Source organism: Mesorhizobium sp. WSM4847 (assembly GCF_055811335.1).
This window is the reverse complement of the sequence record NZ_JBVVPY010000008.1, coordinates 1-20,394: the sequence shown is the minus strand read 5'-3', so window position 1 is coordinate 20,394 and position 20,394 is coordinate 1. Positions and strand designations below refer to the sequence as shown.

At 64.0% G+C, this 20,394-nt stretch carries 18 protein-coding genes and 1 pseudogene; 12 read left to right on the top strand and 7 right to left on the bottom strand.

Annotation, left to right across the window (positions count from 1 at the left end):
• Positions 1-19: 19 nt before the first annotated feature.
• The gene (locus tag AC0L28_RS13390; RefSeq protein WP_473477985.1) at positions 20-940 is read right to left on the bottom strand and encodes a sugar kinase; all 921 of its coding nucleotides are present in this window, start codon (positions 938-940) and stop codon (positions 20-22) included.
• A gap of 210 nt (positions 941-1,150) precedes the next feature.
• Here AC0L28_RS13390 and AC0L28_RS13385 point away from each other — a divergent pair, with 210 nt between their 5' ends.
• The 3 genes from AC0L28_RS13385 (at position 1,151) to AC0L28_RS13375 (ending at position 3,692) form a co-directional block, all read left to right on the top strand.
• Positions 1,151-1,600: a FixH family protein gene (locus AC0L28_RS13385; RefSeq protein WP_023803581.1), complete on the top strand. Its 450-nt coding sequence runs from the start codon at positions 1,151-1,153 to the stop codon at positions 1,598-1,600.
• 13 nt (positions 1,601-1,613) lie between these two features.
• A complete protein-coding gene (locus tag AC0L28_RS13380) occupies positions 1,614-2,816 on the top strand; it encodes a cytochrome-c peroxidase (RefSeq protein ID WP_473477984.1) in 1,203 nt (400 codons plus the stop codon).
• Positions 2,817-2,960: 144 nt separating this feature from the next.
• A complete protein-coding gene (locus tag AC0L28_RS13375; RefSeq protein ID WP_473477982.1) occupies positions 2,961-3,692 on the top strand; it encodes a cysteine hydrolase family protein in 732 nt (243 codons plus the stop codon).
• A gap of 21 nt (positions 3,693-3,713) precedes the next feature.
• Here AC0L28_RS13375 and AC0L28_RS13370 read toward each other — a convergent pair whose 3' ends face one another.
• Positions 3,714-4,166: an Lrp/AsnC family transcriptional regulator gene (locus AC0L28_RS13370; protein ID WP_473477980.1), complete on the bottom strand. Its 453-nt coding sequence runs from the start codon at positions 4,164-4,166 to the stop codon at positions 3,714-3,716.
• Positions 4,167-4,328: 162 nt separating this feature from the next.
• Between AC0L28_RS13370 and putA the strand changes: the two genes are divergently transcribed.
• Entirely contained in the window at positions 4,329-7,940 is a 3,612-nt protein-coding gene (gene putA / locus AC0L28_RS13365) for a bifunctional proline dehydrogenase/L-glutamate gamma-semialdehyde dehydrogenase PutA (protein ID WP_473477977.1), read from the top strand.
• 290 nt (positions 7,941-8,230) lie between these two features.
• Here the strand turns inward: putA and hmuQ are convergent, their stop codons facing one another.
• From hmuQ to AC0L28_RS13345, 4 genes are all read right to left on the bottom strand, one after another.
• Positions 8,231-8,545, bottom strand: coding sequence for a heme-degrading protein HmuQ (hmuQ, locus tag AC0L28_RS13360; protein WP_023803585.1), 315 nt, complete (start codon positions 8,543-8,545; stop codon positions 8,231-8,233).
• A gap of 68 nt (positions 8,546-8,613) precedes the next feature.
• The gene (locus tag AC0L28_RS13355) at positions 8,614-9,645 is read right to left on the bottom strand and encodes an energy transducer TonB family protein (RefSeq protein ID WP_473477975.1); all 1,032 of its coding nucleotides are present in this window, start codon (positions 9,643-9,645) and stop codon (positions 8,614-8,616) included.
• Between the two features lie 51 nt (positions 9,646-9,696).
• Positions 9,697-10,140, bottom strand: coding sequence for a hypothetical protein (locus tag AC0L28_RS13350; protein WP_287213083.1), 444 nt, complete (start codon positions 10,138-10,140; stop codon positions 9,697-9,699).
• 5 nt (positions 10,141-10,145) lie between these two features.
• Entirely contained in the window at positions 10,146-12,386 is a 2,241-nt protein-coding gene (locus AC0L28_RS13345) for a TonB-dependent hemoglobin/transferrin/lactoferrin family receptor (RefSeq protein WP_473477972.1), read from the bottom strand.
• Positions 12,387-12,592: 206 nt separating this feature from the next.
• On the opposite strand from AC0L28_RS13345, the gene hemP reads away from it, so the two are divergent.
• From hemP to AC0L28_RS13320, 5 genes and pseudogenes are all read left to right on the top strand, one after another.
• Entirely contained in the window at positions 12,593-12,829 is a 237-nt protein-coding gene (hemP, locus tag AC0L28_RS13340) for a hemin uptake protein HemP (protein WP_473477969.1), read from the top strand.
• Positions 12,830-12,840: 11 nt separating this feature from the next.
• Positions 12,841-13,920: a hemin-degrading factor gene (locus AC0L28_RS13335; protein WP_473477966.1), complete on the top strand. Its 1,080-nt coding sequence runs from the start codon at positions 12,841-12,843 to the stop codon at positions 13,918-13,920.
• A 47-nt stretch (positions 13,921-13,967) separates the two neighbouring features.
• A pseudogene (locus tag AC0L28_RS13330) lies at positions 13,968-14,833 on the top strand (heme/hemin ABC transporter substrate-binding protein).
• 11 nt (positions 14,834-14,844) lie between these two features.
• A complete protein-coding gene (locus tag AC0L28_RS13325; RefSeq protein WP_473477963.1) occupies positions 14,845-15,945 on the top strand; it encodes a FecCD family ABC transporter permease in 1,101 nt (366 codons plus the stop codon).
• A gap of 60 nt (positions 15,946-16,005) precedes the next feature.
• The gene (locus AC0L28_RS13320) at positions 16,006-16,794 is read left to right on the top strand and encodes a heme ABC transporter ATP-binding protein (RefSeq protein WP_473477960.1); all 789 of its coding nucleotides are present in this window, start codon (positions 16,006-16,008) and stop codon (positions 16,792-16,794) included.
• Positions 16,795-17,058: 264 nt separating this feature from the next.
• On the opposite strand, the gene rirA is transcribed toward AC0L28_RS13320, so the two are convergent.
• Positions 17,059-17,520: an iron-responsive transcriptional regulator RirA gene (rirA, locus tag AC0L28_RS13315; RefSeq protein WP_023803595.1), complete on the bottom strand. Its 462-nt coding sequence runs from the start codon at positions 17,518-17,520 to the stop codon at positions 17,059-17,061.
• 198 nt (positions 17,521-17,718) lie between these two features.
• Here rirA and AC0L28_RS13310 point away from each other — a divergent pair, with 198 nt between their 5' ends.
• The 3 genes from AC0L28_RS13310 to AC0L28_RS13300 all read left to right on the top strand — a co-directional run bounded on the left by AC0L28_RS13310 (position 17,719) and on the right by AC0L28_RS13300 (position 20,269).
• A complete protein-coding gene (locus AC0L28_RS13310; protein WP_473477957.1) occupies positions 17,719-19,014 on the top strand; it encodes a DUF445 domain-containing protein in 1,296 nt (431 codons plus the stop codon).
• Positions 19,015-19,109: 95 nt separating this feature from the next.
• On the top strand, positions 19,110-19,538 hold the full coding sequence (locus AC0L28_RS13305; RefSeq protein ID WP_023803597.1) for a phasin family protein: 429 nt from the start codon (positions 19,110-19,112) through the stop codon (positions 19,536-19,538).
• 230 nt (positions 19,539-19,768) lie between these two features.
• Complete coding sequence (locus AC0L28_RS13300; protein WP_027156157.1) at positions 19,769-20,269, top strand: MaoC family dehydratase; 501 nt, start codon at positions 19,769-19,771, stop codon at positions 20,267-20,269.
• Positions 20,270-20,394: the final 125 nt, after the last annotated feature.

Sequence of the window (20,394 nt, the reverse complement as noted above, 5' to 3'; positions counted from 1 at the left end):
TTGTCGGCGGTTGTCGGTTCTAATCCCCGAACGCTGCCCTTAACGTCTCGAATGGCGCCAGCGCGCCACGCACCTGGACGACGGCGGCGGCGACGCGATGCGCGCGCAACACGGCCTCGGTTGGAGCATCGCCGGCAAGCCGGGCGGCGAGATAGGCGCCATTGAAGGAATCGCCGGCGCCGGTCGTATCGACGGGGGCGGCGACATGCACGGCCGGAACCGGTTGCAGGGTGCCGTCTGCGGCGATCAGCGCCGGCTCCTCGCCGTTCTTGACAACGACTTCGCCGACCAGCTTTCGCAGCCTTTCCGCGGTTTTCTGCGGCGCTGCGTCGCCGAACAGCATCTGCTCGTCGGGAAAGGTCGGCAGCGCGATGTCAGAGACTGCCAGCGCATCGAGGATCGCGGTCTGTGCTTCCTCGCGCCGGCGCCACAGCCGCGGCCGATAATTGGGATCGAAGGCGACAAGCGTTCCGGCGGCGCGCGCCTTGGCCACCGCCGCCAAAAGTGTCTTGCGCGCGGCGTCGTCCAGAATTGCCAAAGTGATTCCGGAAAAGTAAACAAGCGCCTGATTTTCAAGATTTTTCGCCAAAGCGACCGCGTCGGATGCAAGCTGTCTCGCGGCTGCGTCGCCGCGCCAGTAGGTGAAGGAGCGTTCGGCGCCGGTCAGCGTGATTGCATAGAGGCCAGGCCGGGCGCCTGGTATAATCGGGCTGGCGCCGATGCCGATGCCGTTTTGCGCGAAGAAATCGCTCTGGTCGCGCGAGAACGGGTCGTCGCCGAACGCCGACACATAGGTCGCTGGCCGGTCACCGCTCAGCGCATGCAGCGCCCACAGCGTATTGAACGTGTCGCCGGCAAAGCCCATGCGCCAGTTCGGCCCGGCTTGGCCTGAAAGCTCGAGCATGCATTCACCGATCGAAGCGACGCCGTTTCCTGCCATGTACTCTCTCTCCTGGTGCATGTCGCCCACAGCCTGCGCGGCGGTTTTGGGATCACGACATGCACAAACCAAAGACCCGGTGCTGTAGCTTTTTGCGAGCGGCAGCGCCATGCTTGGCGGCAGAGGATTTTTGCGCCAGCGGCGTTTTCTCAACTAAGCGGCGGGACGCAAATCTACCCAGCGGGCGTTATATCCGGAAGAGGAAACGGTTTGGCATCGTTATGGCGCAACGTTCTGGCAGGTGTTGGTCTGGCTGCCTTGCTGGCCGGCATTCTCGCCGCCGTCTATGTGACCGCGCCGCAAGCGCCTCGGCTCGCCGGCTCCGAGATTGCCCGTTCGAAAGAGACGGCGAACGGCCTGTTCGTAGCCAGTTTCGAGCCGGAGCGGGGCGTTGTCCGTCAAGGCGAGCTGCAATCCTGGCTGCTGACCCTGAAGACAAATGCGGGCACCCCGGTGGAGGGCGCTGCGATCTCGATATCCGGCGGCATGCCGCAGCACAGGCACGGTCTGCCAACCAGCCCGCATGCGACCGATTATCTGGGCGATGGCCGCTATCGCATCGGCGGGGTGAAATTCACAATGAGCGGATTGTGGCAACTGCATTTCGCCATTTCCGCGGCGGCCGGATCCGACACGGTGGTCTTCAATGTGTTGCTCTGAGTGCTGGAGCAAGATGAACCGCTTTCCGCGACTTTTCGCGCTGCTGGCGATGGCTGTGCTTGCCGGCTGCGGCAAGCCTGAGTTTTCCGATGCCGAAAAGAAGACCATCGCCTCGCTGGCGCTGTCAGCCCTGCCGCCGCTGAAAACCGACACCACCAACCGCTTCGTCGACGTGCCGGCTGCCGCCGCGCTCGGCGCGACGCTGTTTTTCGACCCCGGGATGAGCGGCGACGGCAAGGTTTCCTGCTCGACCTGCCACAAGATCGACCGGCAGTTCCAGGACGATCTGCCGCGAGCGGTCGGTGTCGGCCGCACCAACCGGCGCACCATGCCGCTGGCCGGCGTTGCACATGACGCATGGTTCTTCTGGGACGGGCGGCGCGACAGTCTCTGGGCGCAGGCGCTGGCGCCGCTGGAAAATCCGCTGGAGCAGGCCGGCAACCGCGCCGCCTACGCGCATTATATCAAGGCGCGATTCGGCGAGCGCTACGAGCGCATCTTCGGGCCGCTGCCAGATCTTTCAAATGTGCCGGCCAATGCCAGTCCGCTCGGCGGCGATGCCGAGAAGGCTGCCTGGAATGCCATGTCCGATGCGCAAGCCGAGGACGTCAACCGCGTCTTCGCCAATATCGGCAAGGCGATCGCCGCCTTCGAGCGATCGATCGCGCCACCGCAGACGCGCTTCGACCGGTTCGCCGCCGCTTTGGATACCGGTATACAGGCGCCGCAAGGCGGCGATGCCTTGTCGCCCGAAGAAATCCTCGGGCTAAAGCTGTTCATCGGCAGGGCCAATTGCGTGACCTGCCATAACGGGCCGCGTTTTACGGACGGCGGTTTTCACAACACCGGCGTGCCGTCGGTGGCGAACCTGCCGCCGGATCGCGGCCGCATAGACGCGGTACGCCAAGTCGAGGCCGATCCGTTCAACTGTTTCGGCGCGTTTCGCGATGGTGGCGCCAGCGCCTGCGGCGAGCTGCGCTTCATGGTCAAGGCCGGGCCGGAACTCGTCCGCGCCTACAAGACGCCGTCGCTGCGCGGCGCCGCCACCCGTGCGCCCTACATGCATGCCGGGCAGTTTTCCTCGCTCGAGGAGGTTGTGGCGCATTATTCGAAGGCGCCTGCCAGTGTCGAGGGTTTATCCGAGATCCACCCGCTGCAGCTTTCGGACGGCGAGCGCGCGGCGCTGGTGGCGTTCTTGAAGACGCTGGCGGAGTGAAGCCGGGTTTGTTTTCGACAAGAGCGGACCACTGTCTTGGGCCGCCAAGCACCGATGTAGCCCCCTTTGTTGACACGATGTAGGGTCGCTGATCATGATAACCAAGGCGCAAAGTGCGATACCTCAGGCTGTGGGAGGATAAATATGCAGCCACTTGTCATCGACGCAAAGCTTCAACCTGTTTCAATTGACCCCGCCAAGACTGCGGTTCTGGTCGTGGACATGCAGAATGACTTCGGCTCGAAAGGCGGGATGTTCGACAGAGCCGGCATCGATATCTCCGGGATTCAACGGGCTGTCGGCCCTACTGCAAGCGTAATAGCGGCCGCTCGCAAATTGAGACTGCCCGTCATTTATCTGAAGATGGGGTATCATTCCGACCTTTCGGATCTCGGGACATCGGATGCCCCCAATCGTCTCCGACATCTCCAGATCTTTGGGGTCGGTGAGAACATGACAGCGCCGGATGGCAGCGAGAGCCGGATTCTGATCCGCGACACCTGGGGAACGGATATCGTCAGCGGCCTAAAGCCGGAGGCGGGGGATGTTGTCCTCTACAAAACCCGGTTCAGCGGCTTCTACGAGACCGAACTCGATGCTGTTCTGAAGACCGCAGGCATCAAACAGCTCATCGTGACAGGATGCACGACCAGCGTGTGTGTGGAATCGACAATTCGGGACGCCTTTTTCAGGGACTATCACTGCATCCTGCTGACGGATTGCACGAGCGAGCCCATCGCGTTGGACTCCCCAAGGAGCAACCATGACGCCTCGATTACGCTCATGCAGATACTCTTTGGATGGACATCGACGTCCGACGATTTCCTGAGGGCAATCGAGGGGCAAATTCAGGAGCGTCTTGAACGAGCCGGATGAACTGACGAGTTCATTGAACGCCTACCGGTCCTTGACCGTCTCCATCGCCACGAAGGTCGAGGTCTGGGCGACGTGGGGCAGAGCGGAGATGCGCTCGCCAAGCACGCGGCGGTAGGCGGCGATGTCGGTGGTGCGGACCTTCAGCAGATAGTCGAAGCTCGACGCCATCATGTGGCATTGCTCGATCTCCGGCACCGCCTGCACGGCGCGGTTGAAGGCGTCGAGCGCGGCCGAGCGGGTGTCCGACAGTTTCACCTGGACGAAGGCGACATGGCCTTCTCCCATCCGCTCACGGTCGACGATCGCCTGGTAGCCTCGGATGATGCCGTCCTTTTCCAGCCGCTTGACCCGCGCCTGCACCGGCGTCTTCGACAGGCCGACCTTTGCCGCGAGTTTCGACATCGAAAGCCGGCCGTCGCTGCCCAGCGCCGAAAGGATGTTCCTGTTGATGCGGTCCAATTGGTCTTCTGTCATCAAATATCTGGTCAAATTGGAGGAAATCCGCCCGAATGATAGATCAATCGACCTCTCCTGTCGACTTCTTTGGACCGACCGAAACCACGCTTTGTGCTAGCTTGCGTCATTCGGTCCGGTGACCGCCGGACCGCTCATTGATGCTCGCTCCACAGGACCGTCATGCCAGCGCTCGAAGCCATCCGCCAGCAGATCCGTGCCAATTACTTGCCTGACGAAGACGAGGCCGTGAAGCGGTTGGCCGAGGCGACGGGCCTTTCGACGAAAGAGCGCAAGGCAATCTCGGCCCGCGCCGCCGATCTGGTGCGGGCGGTGCGCGGCTCGTCCGATCCGCGGCTGATGGAAGTGTTTTTGTCCGCTTACGGCCTGTCCACCAAGGAGGGCGTCGCGCTGATGTGCCTGGCCGAAGCGCTGCTGCGCGTGCCGGACACCGAGACGATGGACGACCTCATCGCCGACAAGATCGCGCCGCATGACTGGTCGGCGCATTCGGGCGGCTCGAGCTCGATCTTCGTCAATGCGTCGACCTGGGCGCTGATGCTGACCGGCCGGGTGCTCGACGAAGGCGAGGACGGCATCGAAGGCACGCTGCGCGCCATGGTGCGCCGGCTGGGCGAGCCGGTCATCCGCAGGGCGGTCGCCGCCGCCATGCGCGAAATGGGCGAGCAGTTCGTGCTCGGCCGCACCATTGCCGAGGCCGTCAAGCGCGGCCGGCCGATGACCCAGAAAGGCTATCTCTATTCCTTCGACATGCTGGGCGAAGCAGCTCGCACCGAGGCCGACGCACTGCGCTATCTCAAGGCCTATGCCGACGCCATCTCGTCGCTCGACGCCGGCGCCAACGGCCCCGACATCCGCCAGAATCACGGCATCTCGGTCAAGCTGTCGGCGCTGCATCCGCGCTACGAGGCGACGCAGAAGGAAAAGATGCTGCCTGTGATGGCCGAGCGGCTTTTGTCGCTGGCGCTGGCGGCGCGCCATTCGCGCATGGGTCTCAACATCGACGCCGAGGAGGCCGACCGCCTCGACCTGTCGCTCGAAATCATCGAGCGAGTGCTGGCCGAGCCGGAGCTCGCCGGCTGGAACGGCTTTGGCGTCGTCGTCCAGGCCTATGGTCCACGCGCCGCCTTCGTCATCGACTGGCTCTATGCGCTGGCGAAGAAGCACGACCGCACCATCATGGTGCGGCTGGTCAAGGGCGCCTATTGGGACACCGAGATCAAGCGGGCGCAGGCGCTCGGCCTCGACGGTTATCCGGTGTTCACCCGCAAGGCCAACACCGATGTGTCCTACCTGGCCTGCGCGAAAAAACTGCTGTCGATGACCGACCGCATCTATCCGCAATTCGCCACCCACAACGCCCACACCGTCGCCGCCGTTCTGTCGATGGCCGGCGATCGCGACTCCTTCGAGTTCCAGCGCCTGCACGGCATGGGCGAGGCGCTGCACGAGACGGTGCGGCGGGCCGAGGGCACGCGCTGCCGCATCTATGCGCCGGTCGGCGCGCATTCCGACCTGCTTGCCTATCTGGTCCGCCGGCTGCTCGAAAACGGCGCCAACTCCTCCTTCGTCCACCAACTCACCGACGAGGAGGTCGAGCCGGAGGATATTGCCCGCGACCCGCTCGAAACCGTCGAGAAACAGGGTCCGGCCGCCAATCCGGCGATTCCCAGCCCGTCGGCGATCTTCGGTGCTGCCCGCCGCAATTCGAAGGGGTTCGACATCACCGATCCGGTGACGCTGGCCGCGATCGACAAGGCCAGGGCTGAATTCGCCGGGCCGGACCGCTGGCACGCCAGGCCGATCACCCGTGCCGCCGGCTACGGGAATCAGGGTCCGGTGGTCAATCCGGCAAAGCCCGAGGAAGTGGTCGGCACGGTCAGCGAGGCTACCGCCAAACAGGTTGCGACCGCCATGCGCATCGCCATGGAGGCGCAACCGGCCTGGGCGAAGCGCGCCGTCGCCGAGCGCGCCGCCATCCTCAACCGCGCGGCCGACCTCTATGAGGCCAACGCCATCGAATTCTTCGCGCTCGCCACACGCGAGGCCGGCAAATCCCTGGCCGACGGCGTCGCTGAGGTGCGCGAGGCGGTCGATTTCCTGCGCTATTACGCGACCGAGGCGGCCAATGCCGAAACGGGAACCGAGGCGCGCGGCGTGATCGCGTGCATCTCGCCATGGAATTTTCCGCTCGCCATCTTCACCGGCCAGATTGCGGCAGCACTCGTCACCGGCAATTCGGTCATCGCCAAGCCGGCCGAGCAAACGCCGCTGATTGCCTTCCGCGCGGTCGAATTGCTGCGCGAAGCCGGCGTGCCGGAAGACGTCATCCAGCTTCTGCCCGGCGACGGCCCCTCGGTCGGCGGCCCGCTGACCGCCGATCCGCGCATTGCCGGCGTCTGCTTCACCGGCTCGACCGACGTCGCCAAGCTGATCGAAAAGCAGCTGGCCGAGACTGCCGCGCCCGACGCCATGCTGATCGCCGAGACCGGCGGGTTGAATGCGATGATCGTCGATTCCACTGCGCTGCCCGAGCAGGCGGTGCGCGACATCCTGGCCTCGGCCTTCCAGAGCGCCGGCCAGCGCTGCTCGGCGCTGCGCGTGCTCTATGTGCAGAAGGACGTCGAGAAGAAGATGCTGGACATGCTGAAAGGCGCCATGGAAGCGCTCAGCCTCGGCGATCCCTGGCGGATCTCGACCGATGTCGGGCCAGTCATCGACGATGAGGCACAAAAATCGATCCGCGACTATTGCACTGAGATGGGCCTGCAGGGCCGGCTGATCGCCAAGCTCGAAGCGCCGAAGGATGGCCGCTTCGTGGCGCCGCATGTGTTTAGGGTCAAGGGCATCGAGGACATCGAGCGCGAGGTGTTCGGGCCGGTGCTGCATGTCGCCAGCTTCGACGCCGACGATATCGACGGGGTCATCGCCGCGATCAACCGCAAGGGTTATGGCCTGACCTTCGGCCTGCACACCCGCATCGAAGGCCGCGCCCAGCATTTCGTCGACGGCATCCATGCCGGCAACATCTATGTCAACCGCAACCAGATCGGCGCCGTGGTCGGCTCGCAGCCGTTCGGCGGCGAAGGACTTTCCGGCACCGGGCCGAAGGCCGGCGGGCCGCACTATCTCAGGCGGTTCCGCAAGGGGCCGCAGGCGGGCACGCCTGTTCTTGACGGCCGCAAGGTGACGGCGACCGAACTTGCCGACAATCTGCCGGACCCGACGCTTGGCGGCTGGTCGACGCGGGCGGACCGGGTGGCAGTGCTGAGGAAGCATTTGCGCGGCAAGGGTGCCGCGGCCATCGGTGCTGCCGCAAGCATCGATTTCGGCCAGGTCGATTTGCCCGGGCCGACCGGCGAGGCCAACACGCTGTCGCTGTCGCCGCGCGGCCGCGTGCTCTGCCTCGGACCGGACGCTGACACGCTGCTTGCCCAGACCATCCAGGCGCTCGCCGCCGGCAATGCGGTGCTGGCCGTTGCGCCGGGTGCGCCGGCAGCACTGTCATCACTGACCGGCAAAGGCCTGCCGCTGGCGGCCATTGACGGCCGGCCCGACCCGGTCGAGGCACGCGCGCTGCGTGTCGACGTCGTTGCCTTTTCCGGCACGCCCGAGGCCGCTCGCATCGTGCGCAAGGTGATCGCCGACCGCGCCGGCGCGATCGTGCCGCTGGTCAGCGAAGTGCTCAATCCGGCCGCCTACGCGCATGAGCGCGCCGTCTGCGTCGACACCACGGCTGCCGGCGGCAATGCCAGCCTGCTGGCCGCGGCGTAGGATTCCGCTATACTTTTCGTTGCTCTTAGGCATCGTGGCAATCACCTCAGGTCGGCGCTGCCCCTCACCCTTACCCTCTCCCCGTGAAGGACGGGGAGAGGGGGGCGCCAGCGTTGCGTCCAAGCCCCTTCTCCCCGTTCTTCACGGGGAGAAGGTCCCGGCAGGGGGTTGAGGGGCGGCGCCGAGATCCGCAATTGGCTTGACGCGATTGACGGCGCGGAAGCTTCACGTTCTTCGGGCACGCAGCCGAATTTCATCAGCGCACCGGGTCGGCTGCGGGCGAGGCCTTGTCACGCGCCCTCGACGACCGAAAAGCCCTCGAACTGCGGATGGCCGAGATAGTGCACCTTGGTGGAGCCGGCGTTGCGGTGCGCGGCGCGGAAGTTCTCGGATTTGGTCCAGGCGACGAAATCCTCATGGCTCGCCCACACGGTGTGCGAGGCAAACAGCGTGTAGCCTTCGGCCTCGTTGACCGGACCGCGCAGCAGATGAAATTCTTTAAAGCCTTTCATCTCCGAAAGACTTGAATCACGGTTCTTCCAGACGTCCTCGAAGGCCTCCTCGGAGCCATTCTGGACCTTGAAGCGATTCATGGCGATGTACATTGGCCGTCCTTTCGTGACTGCAGATCATGATGCGTGTTGGAATGCCTGAAACGATGAGGCGCAGGCTGTTAAAATGGACCAATCCGCGCTTTAAACACCCAGCTTGACTTGCCGGTTTCGGTTGGAATGGGAGGGAAAGGCGCTTGCTTGCGCACCAGTGTCAAAGCGAATTGATCAAGCTCCGCAGAACCTGAGCTTTCGGCAAGCTGTATATCGCTGATGCTGCCGTCGGCCATGACAACGAAAACGACCCTGGCATTGTTGCGAGCGCTCGCCTGTATCGCTTTCGAAACATGACGGTTGGCGCGGGCAAGCTTCTTCTGGACTTCACCGCTGTAGCCGGATTCGATCGCGTTGCCTGCCGCTGCCTGCTCCTTGCCCTTGCTGGCAGCCACCGCGTCGCGTTCCTCGCCATCCGCGGCGCCGCGGGCCTCGTTCGTTTCGCCGGCTCCGACAGGACCTGGTGTAGCGCTCGGCCTTGGCGTCGGGATCGGCGGCTGTCCGACATCGGCAGGAGGCGCCTCGGTGCTTTGCGCCGGAGCAGCCGGCTCTGCCGGCGTTTCGATCTTCGGAGCCACGCTCTGGTCGTCCAGGCTTGGGGTGTCGGCCATCATGTCTGGCGGGGCCGTGGATTGCTCGACAATCTGCGGCAAGGGCGCGGGGGGTTGCGCGGCCATTTCCCTGATCGGCCGGTCCCCGGTGGGCCGGTCGGCAGGCGGCTCTGGCTTGATCTGGGGCTTGACCTCAGGCTTGGCCGGCCGCGGGTCGGGCACCAGGGTGACGTTCATCGCGCCCGGCACCTTACCATTCAAGGCGCTGCCGACCACGTCGGCGCCGGTTCGATCGGCGCCTTCCATCTCGATTGCGTCCCCGGCATCAAACGTGCCTGCAGGTGCGATGAGAAAAGCGGCCGCCACCGCCGCATGAAACAGGCAGGAGGCGACGATCGCCGCCGTCCAATTGCGGCTCAAGGCTGACGGTCGGGCCGGCGCAAGCGATCCGGTCGGCACAATCGCCAGTTCGCCATCGGCGTCGGGGAGGGGACTGATGTTCTGCATGGCTCGCGGCGAGACCTGCCGCAACCGGCGCGGACTTGTCAAATCAACATCATTTGCCCTGGCGGCAACAGGCCGGCCAGCGCGGTCTGCCTTCTAGACCCCGAAGGCGATGCCGGTCTTGGTCTCGGTCTTCAGGCCACGCATGCAAGCGTCCGGCTGGATGCCGGTGCCGGCGCATTCGGTCGAGCTGTTGATCAGCACGCGGCTGACCTTGGCGCAGTCGGCGCCGGCAAGGTCAAAACGCGTCACCTTGGTCTTGCCCGCCGGCAGGTCCTTGAAGTCGAGCACGGTCAGCCGGTCGACGACGCCGGCCTCGTTGAACAGCGCGATCTCGAACGCCGCTTTCGAGAGATCGGCGCCGAGCGTGTTGTTGACCACGAACGTCAGACGGCAGCCCTTGTCGGAGGGTTGCGCGCCATTGAGTTCAAGCGTGAGAGCAGGGGCAGGCGCAGACTGTTGCGCCCACGCCGGACCCATCGCAAGCGGCATGGCCAGCACCGAGGTCAGCAGGCGAAGCGATGCCGTCAAGCTTGTCATTGTCGTCAGCCTCCAAATCGCATTGTCGCCGCCAGCTTGAGCGTGACGCCAGGCTCGTAAACTACAACAGTGGCTGGTGCATTCAACGGGTTGGTGTATTTGACGTCGAACAAATTGCCGGCGCGGAAGTCGACCTTGAGATTGTCGGTCGCCTGGTAGCTGACGAAGGCGTTGACCAGCGTGTAGTCCTTGGCCACCGAGTTGCCCTTCGGCTTGCCATTATACTGCACCTCGCCGCCGACGGTCAGCTTGTCCTCCAGAAAGCGGAAGCCGAGTTGCCCGGTGACCTGCGAAGAGGGGACGGTGACGAGGTCTGCCCGCTCGCCATCGTAGGAAATCGTGTGACCATCGATGATCGAAGCTGAGAGCCCGGCATAGCCCCATCCGGCATCATAGACACCTTCCATCTCGAAGCCGTTGATCTTGGCCTTGGCGAAATTCTGGTATTGGACGCAGATCGGGATGCCGGGGCCGAACGGGCAGCCGCTGGTCGGGTCGAATGCCGATAGCGTTACATCTGCTATGTAGTCTTCGACGTCGTTGTTGAAGTAGGCGGCCTTGAAACGAAACGCGTCGCCAGCTTCGAGGATGTCATCGCGCTTGTAGTTGATACCGAATTCGACGGTCTTGCCGGTTTCAGGCTTCAGATCGGGATTGGGGAGGAAGGGAAAGCTGACGCCTGCCGGATGGTTGCCGCTGATGAGGGTTTCAGACAGCGACGGAGAGCGATATCCCTCGGCATAGGTGCCGTAGAATTGCAGTCCCGCAAGGCTGGCGGTTTCGAACGGCGAGACGCCGACGGTGATGCGCGGCGACAGCCGGTCGCCGGAGGTTTCGCCGACATCGCTTTCGAGCTTGTAACTGTCGTAACGCAGCCCGGCGATGATTTCGAGCCAGTCCCAGGTGAACTTGTCCTCGATGTAGGCGCCGGAAACATTTCGCTTGCCCCAAGGGGTATAGAAACTGGCGCCGCCTGCGGCGCCACCGGTCTCGACCTCGTCGCCAACCCAGTCGCCGCCATAGGTCAGTTCGTGCGCAATGCCGGCGGTCTCGAACCGCGAGGTGTTCCAGATGTCGATGCCCGAAGTGCCGACATCGAAGGTCGACATCGAGCCCGCCGGCAGGACGATGGGAAGACCGGTGACTGGATCAAAGCGGTTTTGCGGAACCAGGCTCGTCATCTCCATGTTGGTCTTGTTGTAGGACGCGTTGACGTGGAGATCGAGCCAGCTCTTGTCTTCATCGGTGATGTTGTAGCGCGCCGTGAAGGTATTCGCCTCCAGGTCGACGTCATTCACCGGCGTGCCGCCGCTGACCTCGTTCCAGCCGTCGCTCGTGCCATTCCAGCCCAGCTTCAGTTCGCTGTTTTCGTTGGGGCGGATGGTTGTCTTCAGCAGGCCGCTCAAAACGTCGAAGCCGGTGCCGTCGACCGTATCGCCGCCGCCATCCTTGTAGTCGTCGTAGTCGCGATAGACGATGTTGCCGAGGACATCCCAGTTTTCGTTGAAACGGTAGGCGCCGGCAGCGCTGGTCGTCCAGCCTTCGCCGTTGCTCTCATAGCGCCCGGTCGCGGACGCCGCCCACGTCTCGCCGTTGCGAAGATAGTCGTCCGCGTCCTTGGTCTCGAACAGGACGACGCCGCCAATGGCGCCCGAGCCGTAGGTGTTGGCGACCGGGCCGCGAATGACGTCGACGGATTTGATGAGTTCCGGGTCGATATAGAAGGTCGATTGCGGGCCGTGGTCGGAGCGCTGGAAATTCTGCCGCGCACCGTCGACGATGACCGCGACGCGGCCGAAATCCTGCAAGCCACGGATGTTGATGCTGGAGGAGACGCGCCTTGCGTCGGCCTGGACCGCTACACCCGGCACACCCAACAGCATGTCGTAGGGCGTCGTCGCCATGCGGCGTTGCAATTGCTCCTGATCGACATGGCTGACCGAAGCCAGGGAATCGATCGCCGTCTCGCCGGTGCGGCTGACGACCAGGATCTGGTCGAGCAGCGTTGCGCCTGCCGCGGCCGTCACAGCCTGTTTAGGCGTCTGCGCCTGTTCGGCCTGCTGCCGATCTGTTGCAGTTTGGGCGGCCTGTTGGGCATTGGCCGACTGAGCATGGGCCGACGGGGTGAGCAGCGCGATCGCCGCAGCGCCCGCCAGCAATGCCGCCATGCGCTTTGCCATCGATCGATGCCTCGGATCTGGGCTGCTATTGGCCAGACCCAGCCGTCCCCAATTCCCCAACCCCATGCCCCAACTCCAAAAATCCTGGTTCGATGCTGGCCGGCTTGACGCGCCGGCATTTTTCGTCGTGTCCGGCTTCTTAAATCTTGACTCATCTAGTCCGGTATTGCACTGACTAGTAAACCTGAGTATTAAAATCAAGAAATGAATCGGCATTTCACGCAGCGCCGCGCCAGCCGACCAGGCCCGGCCCAGGAAAGGGATCGAACCAGATGAACACGCACAATCCCAAAGACTTTCGGCCCAATGACTTTCGGCCCAGTGACTTTCGCGATCGCGTCCTCCGTTCCGACGACAATTCGGCTCGTTTCGACCGGGTTCCGTTGACGGTGAGGACCCTGTCCAGCAACGCGCTGTTCCAGGGCGAGCACGAGATCGGCATCGAGCATCACGGAGCGCTCTACCGGCTAAAAATCACCCGCCAGGGCAAGCTCATCCTCAACAAGTAGGTAATAAAAATATGGACCAGCGCGTAAGGCCCGCGCCGCACGAGATCCGGCGGGCGCGGGCAGACAATCCGAAGACGCGCGAGCGCGATCTCGCCGCCCAGCTTGGCATTTCGGAGGCCGAGCTGGTCGCCGCGCATTGCGGCGACGGCGTCCTCCGCGTCGAGCCGCGCGTCAACGATCTTTTGACCGGCCTCGAGGCCGTCGGCGAGGTCATGGCGCTGACGCGCAATGAAAGCGCCGTGCACGAGAAGATCGGCGTCTACGACAAGGTCGTGACCGGCAACCACAATGCCATGGTGCTCGGCGAGAACATTGACCTGCGCATCTTCCCGAAAGCCTGGGCGCACGGCTTTGCCGTCGAAAAGCGCGACGGCGGCGATATCAGGCGCAGCCTGCAGTTCTTCGATGCGGCAGGCGAGGCGGTGCACAAGGTGCATCTGCGGCCGGCGTCGAACCTCTATGCCTATCAGAAGCTGGTGGCCGAGCTGGAATCGCCGAACCAGGAGTCGAGCGTCGCGATTTCAGAGGAAGGGTCGATCTCAGAAGGCGGGCCTGAAAGCGAGGCCGAGGCTTCCGCCGCTTCCGCTGACGTCGACGATCTGCGCGACCGCTGGAGCCGTCTGACCGACGTGCATCAGTTCTTCGGCATGCTGAAGACGCTGAAGCTCGACCGCCGCCAGGCGCTGCGCATGGTTGGCCAGGATTACGCCTGGCTGCTCGACCACGATGCCGTCAGCGCCATGTTCCATCATGCCGCCGAGGGCGAGATGCCGATCATGTGCTTTGTTGGCAATCGCGGCTGCATCCAGATCCATTCGGGCCCGATCAAGTCGATCAAGCCGATGGGGCCGTGGATCAACGTGCTGGACGAGACCTTCCACCTGCATCTGCGGACCGACCACATCCAAGAGGTCTGGGCCGTGCGCAAGTCGACCAAGGATGGCCATGTCACGTCTCTCGAAGCCTATGGCGCCGACGGCAAGATGATCATCCAGTTCTTCGGCAAGCGCCACGAAGGCGAAAGCGAGCGCGAGGACTGGCGGTTTCTGGCAGAGAACCTGCCGCGCATTCCAAGCCCGACCGCAGCCTGAGGACAACGACAATGGCTGCTTTGCTTGAACGGGCGCGTGTTTTTAGAATGGCGTTTGGGGCCACGATGTGCCTTTGCGCGGCCTTTGCGCTGCCGGCCCGCGCTGCCGAAGGCACGGAGGTTTCTCGGACCCGTCGAAGATAGCGGCCATTGGCGGTTCGATCACCGAGATCGTCTTTGCGCTCGGCGAGCAGGACCGGCTGGTCGCTCGCGATTCGACCAGCCGATATCCCGAGGCGGCGCTCAAGCTGCCTGACGTCGGTTACATGCGCCAGCTGTCGCCAGAAGGCGTGCTGTCGGTCAATCCGTCGGGCATCCTGGCGCTGCACGGCAGCGGGCCGAAGCAAACCGTCGACGTGCTGAAGAAGACGAGCATCCCGTTCATCGAGGTGCCCGAGCGCTACGACCACGAAGGCATTCTCGAAAAGATCCGCATCGTCGGCAAGGCGCTTGGCGCCGACGCCAAGGCCGCTGCGCTGGCAGCCGAGATCGATGTCAAGCTGAAGGCCGCCGAAAAGCAGACCGCCTCGATCAAGGACCGCAAGCGCGTCCTGTTCGTGCTGTCGATGCGGGGCGGCAAGATCCTCGCTTCCGGCAGCAACAGCGCCGCCGACGGCATCATCAGACTTTCTGGCGGCGTCAACGCGGTCGACGGCTATTCCGGCTACAAGCAAATGTCCGACGAGGCTGTCATCACCGCCAGGCCCGACGTGATCCTGATGATGAACAATGCCGGTCCCGGCGTATCGGACGACGAATTGTTCGCGAACCCGTCCATCCGGTCGACACCGGCGGGTGCGGCGCGCAAGGTGGTCCGCATGGATGGCGGTTATCTGCTCGGCTTCGGGCCGCGCACCGCCGACGTCATCCGCGACCTTGCCGCCTCGCTTTATGGCGGGCAGGCCGCGGACTGAGCGGGCGCCCGATGGTGGATCAATCGATCGCTGGTTCGAGCACTATGGCGACAGCATCCGACGGCGACCGCTCTGGGCGCGCGCGCATCGTCATCCTGGCTTTGTGCCTCGGACTTGCCGTTGCCGTCCTGTTGTCGCTGACCTCAGGCGCATCCGATGCCTCGGCCGTCAGCGTCGTCGGCGACTGGCTGTTGGGTGCAGCACCCGGCAACGAGGCGCTGAGCGCGCGCGACCGCCTGATCGTCTACGATATCCGCCTGCCGCGCGTCACGCTCGGTGTGCTGATCGGCGCAGCACTGGCCGTCTCCGGCGCGGTGATGCAAGGGCTGTTCCGCAACCCGCTGGCAGACCCCGGTCTCATCGGCGTTTCGGCCGGAGTGAGCCTCGGCGCGGTGTCCGTCATCGTGCTTGGCGCCACAGTGCTGGCGCCGATAACTTCGATGCTGGGCACACTCGCTCTGCCGCTGGCGGCGTTCTGCGGCGGGCTGGTGACGACATTGGTGCTTTATCAGGTGGCCACCCGGCACGGCCAAACCTCGGTCGCCACCATGCTGCTCGCCGGCATCGCACTGGCGGCCCTTGCCATGGCGCTGACTGGTATCCTGATCTTCATGGCCGACGACCGGCAGTTGCGCGACCTGACTTTTTGGCAGCTCGGCTCGCTCGCCGGTGCGACCTGGCAGAAAATCGGCTCCGTTGGGCCTGTGATCGTGCTGGCGCTGGCGGCGATGCCGTTCCTGGCGCGCGGCCTCAACGCGCTGGCGCTGGGCGAAGCCACCGCCGGCCATCTCGGCATTCCGGTTCAGCGGCTGAAATACACGGCCATCGTCGGCGTCTCGGCGGCGGTCGGGGCGTCTGTCGCCGTCAGCGGCGGCATCGGCTTTGTCGGCATCGTCGTGCCGCATCTGCTGCGCCTGGCCATCGGCCCGGACAATCGTTATCTGCTGCCGGCCTCGGCCCTGCTTGGCGCTTGCCTGCTGCTGCTGGCCGATGCCGTCGCCCGCACCATCGTGGCGCCGGCGGAACTGCCGATCGGAATCGTCACCGCGATCGCCGGCGCCCCGTTCTTCCTCTGGATCCTGCTGCGCAAGCGTGGCGTCGTTGACCTGTGAAGCGGGGGACCTGTGAAGAGGGGGACCTGTGAGAGGGCTTTTCATGAGCGAAGTGCGGGCATGATCGCAGCGCGGGATGTCTCGGTGGCGATCGGCGGCAAGGGCATCGTCGCCAATGTCGATTTTGACATGCGGCCCGGTGAGATCGCGGCCATCGTCGGTCCCAACGGTTCGGGCAAGACGACCTTCCTGAGGGCGCTGTCCGGCGATCTTGCCTATTCGGGAGAGGTCACCATCAACGGTCGCGACCTGTCGGTGATGAAGCCGGTCGAGGCCGCCATGCTGCGCGCGGTGCTGCCGCAGGCGACGACGCTGTCGTTTCCCTTCACGGTGCGCGAGATCGTCAGGCTTGGCCTGCTCGGCGGGCGCTCGGGCGCGCTGCCCGGCGAGGACGAGCGCCTGCCCGAACGGGCGCTGTCGCGCGTCGATCTCGACGGCTTTGCCGGCCGTTTCTACCAGGAGCTTTCGGGCGGCGAGCAGCAGCGCGTGCAGTTGGCCCGTGTGCTTTGCCAGGTCTGGGCGCCGGTCCTCGACGGCAAACCGCGCTATCTCTTCCTCGACGAGCCGGTTTCCAGCCTCGACATCAAGCACCAATTGATCATCATGAACATCGCCCGAGATTTCGCCAGGCGGGGCGGCGGCGTTGTCGCGATCCTGCATGACCTCAACTTGACGGCGATATATGTCGACAGGATCTTTGTCATGCACCGCGGCAGGCTTGCCGCCACCGGCTCACCGCAGGACGTGCTGAGTGACGATCTGATCGAAAAAGTGTTCGATTGCCGGCTGCGGGTCGGCGTGCTGCCGGCCGGAGACATGCCGTTCGTGCTGCCGCAGTCAGCGGCTTAGGTCGGTCTGATAGTCAGCCGGGCTGCAACCAACGCGTTCCAACTTGCAGGGGTCGGCGCTGCCCCTCATCGCCCTGCCGGGCACTTCTCCCCGTATAGTGACGGGGAGAAGGGGCTGGCCGCAAAGCCGGCGCCCTTTTGCAACGCTGGCGATTGGCGAAATCATTGACGGGAGCCTCCCTCTCCCCGTCACTATACGGGGAGAGGATGCCGGCAGGCAGGTGAGGGGCAGCGCAAGCGCTGTTCGGCTATGGCTCGACCCGGATCAGGCGGCCGGCGCCCTTTGCACCAGCATGTCGATGCCGAGCAGGTGGCGCACGTTCGGGCGCGCTGCCACCATGTCGGCGATCGTATAGCGCTCGAGCACGGCGAAGAAGGCATTGAGCGCCTCGCGCAGCGACGAATTCAGTGCGCAACTGTCGACCAGCGGACATTCGGCAGCGTCGTTCTCGAAGCATTCAGCCATGGCGAAGCTCTCTTCGGTCACGCGCACGACGTCGAACAATGTGATCGATTCGGCCGCGCGGCCGAGCCTGACGCCGCCGTTCCTGCCGCGCACCGTCTCGACCAGACCATGCTCGACCAAAGGCTGCAGGATCTTGAAGAGAAAAAGTTCAGACACCGAGTAGGCCGCCGCAATCTCCGGGATGCGGCTCAGCCGGTCGGTATTCGCGGCGCAATACATCAGGATGCGCATGGCGTAGTTGGTCTGGCGTGTCAGCCGCATTGTGTCCTCACGAAGCAGTAGCTCAACCCTAATATGGCCTATACCTTGGAATAATTCCAGACAAGCACCGCATAATAGTTGAATATTTTTATCAGCTTTGTGTGGGCGGTCGTGCAAACCACGACCCTGATATGGCGCGCATTCGGGTGGGCGGATTACTAAGTTAACTCCGCGACATAGACCAGGAGCAGTTCATCCATGTCACAATCATCACCGGCTTGGGCGTCCGCCCGCTTCGATGCCGACGCGGAGGCCAAACTTTCGGCGCTTCGGCGCACAAAATTCGTCGCCACCGCAGCGCTCGCCCTCTGCGTGCTCATCTTTGCGGTGGCCAAGTCGTTCGAGGGCCACTATCCGTGGCTGGGTTTCGTCGCTGCTTTCGCCGAGGCGGCGACGATCGGCGGGCTGGCCGACTGGTATGCGGTGGTGGCGCTGTTCAGACGGCCGCTCGGCCTGCCGATCCCGCACACCGCGATTATCCCGGAGAACCAGAACCGCATCGCCGACAATCTCGGCCGCTTCATCGAGGCCAATTTCCTGGCGCCCGAGCCGGTGCGCGAAAAGCTTGCCGAGGTCGATTTTTCCGCGCTCGTCGCCGACTGGCTGGCCGACCCCAACCGCGCCGCCGATCTGTCGCATTTCGTCGGCCGGCTGGTGCCGCAGACACTGGCGGCCGTCGAGCAATCCGGCCTGCGCGGCTTCGTCAGCAGCCGCATTCTGGAGCAGATCGAAAAGGTGCCGCTGGCGCCGCTCGCCGCCGAGTTGCTGTCGGCGCTGACCGACGACCGCCGCCACCAAAGGCTGTTCGACGAATTCACCGAGGTCGTCGGCCGTTTCCTGAGCGACGAGCAGGCGCTGGCGACGATGCGCGAGAAGATCCGCGAGGAACTGCCGTCGCTGTTCAACCTGTTTCGCGCCGACGCCTATCTGCTGAAGAAGATCGTCGCCTCCGCCGGTTCGTTGCTCGACGAGGTGCGGGCCGATCCCGATCACCCGATGCGCGCCGAATTCGACCGTTTTGTCCTGAGCTTCGTCGAGCGGCTGAGGACGTCCAAGCAATATGCCAAGCGCGCCGAGAAACTGAAGCGCGATTTCCTCGCCCGGCCGGAGCTGAAGGCGCTGGCCGGCGACATGTGGGAAAGCCTCAGTGTGTTCATCGAGCAGGACGCCAAGGCGCCGAATTCGATGATTCGCGCCCATCTCGCCAGCATGTTCGTCGAGGTCGGCCGCCATCTTGCCGGCGACGCCCAGATCAGGGCCGACATGAACCAGGGGTTTATCGTTGCGCTGTCGTCGTTCGTCGAAAGCCAGAAGAGCGGCGTCTCGAAATTCATCGCCGATCAGGTCAAGCGCTGGGACCTTGCGCAACTGACCAGGCTGATCGAAATGAACATCGGCAGGGACCTGCAATATATCCGCTTCAACGGCATGGTCATCGGCGGCCTGGCCGGCGTCGTGCTCCACACTTTGGAACGGCTGTTCCTCGTCGGCTGAGGCGCGATGTGTGCGCGGCCGAATGGACCGCGAAGCTCCGCTGTTCTATTGTTTCTCTTCAGCTGCCGAATTCGCAGCAACAGAGGAAAACCACCATGGCAAAGCGACCGGAATCCGACACCTTCATCGACATGTTCGGCAGGTTCGGCCGCGACCTGAAGCTGCCGAACGTCGATGTCGAGGCGATCCTCAGCCATCATCGAAAGAACCTCGAAGCACTGGAAAAGTCGGCCAGGGCAAGCGCTGCCGGAGCGTCGTCGCTGCTCTCCAGACAACGCGAGATGCTGCAGGACACGCTGCACGAGATCGCCGACATGGCACAGGACTACAGGGCGCCGGGCGATCCTCGGGAGCTGATGGCCAAGCAAACGGCGTTCGCCAGGAAATCCTTCGAAACCGCATTGAAGAATGCCGGCGAGGTGGCCGAGCTGGCCAGGAAATCCGGCACCGAATCGGTCGAGATCCTGCGCGAGCGCATCAAGGAGGCGATGGAGGAAATCCGCAGCGGCTACGACAAGAAGTAGGCTGTTTCCCAAGCCGCTGGACTTTTCTGTCGTCATCCCGGCTGGCGAAAGCCTTGGTGTTGGTCCCGCCGAGGCGCACAAAGTTCCTCTTGCTCGATAATCCTGTTGCCAGCTCTACACCGGCACTGGCGCGATCCGGCCGAGGATATCGCGGCGGAACACACTGAGCGAATTGACAGAGGCGGCCGGTTCGTGGTCCGGAGGCAGGGCAAGCGATCGGGAAAGCAGGAATGACGCAAATACGGCTGAGGCCGCCGCCGACCTACGAACAGCTCAGGACGATGACAGGGCAGGAGCTTGGCGTGTCGGACTGGACGACGGTCGACCAGAGCCGCATCGACCAGTTCGCCGAATGCACTGGCGACCGCCAATGGATCCATGTCGATCCAGAGCGGGCGAAGCGGCAGAGCCCGTTCCGCGCCACCATCGCGCATGGCTATCTGACGCTGTCGATCATCGGCGCGCTGGCGCTCGACATGGGCATCGTGCCGGAAAACACGCAAGCCGTCTTCAATTATGGTTTTGACAAGGTGCGGTTCCTGGCGCCGGTCAGGGCCGGCGCGCGCATTAGGCTGCGGATCACGCTGTTGTCCATGGAGGACAAGGGCCCCGGCCAGTATCTGATGAAGGCGGCCAACATCGTCGAGATCGAAGGTGAGAAGAAGCCGGCGCTGACCGCCGAAACGCTGGTCATGCTCTATGAGCGGCGGCGCAGGCGGGCGGGGCCGTGAGGGGCGAAGCGCCATCTTGCCTTCTCCCCTTGTGGGAGAAGGTGGATTGGCGCGCAGCGCCGAGACGGTTGAGCAACCGTGCTTCAAACGGAAGCCGGATTCCAGGGTTTGTTGGTGCGCACCAT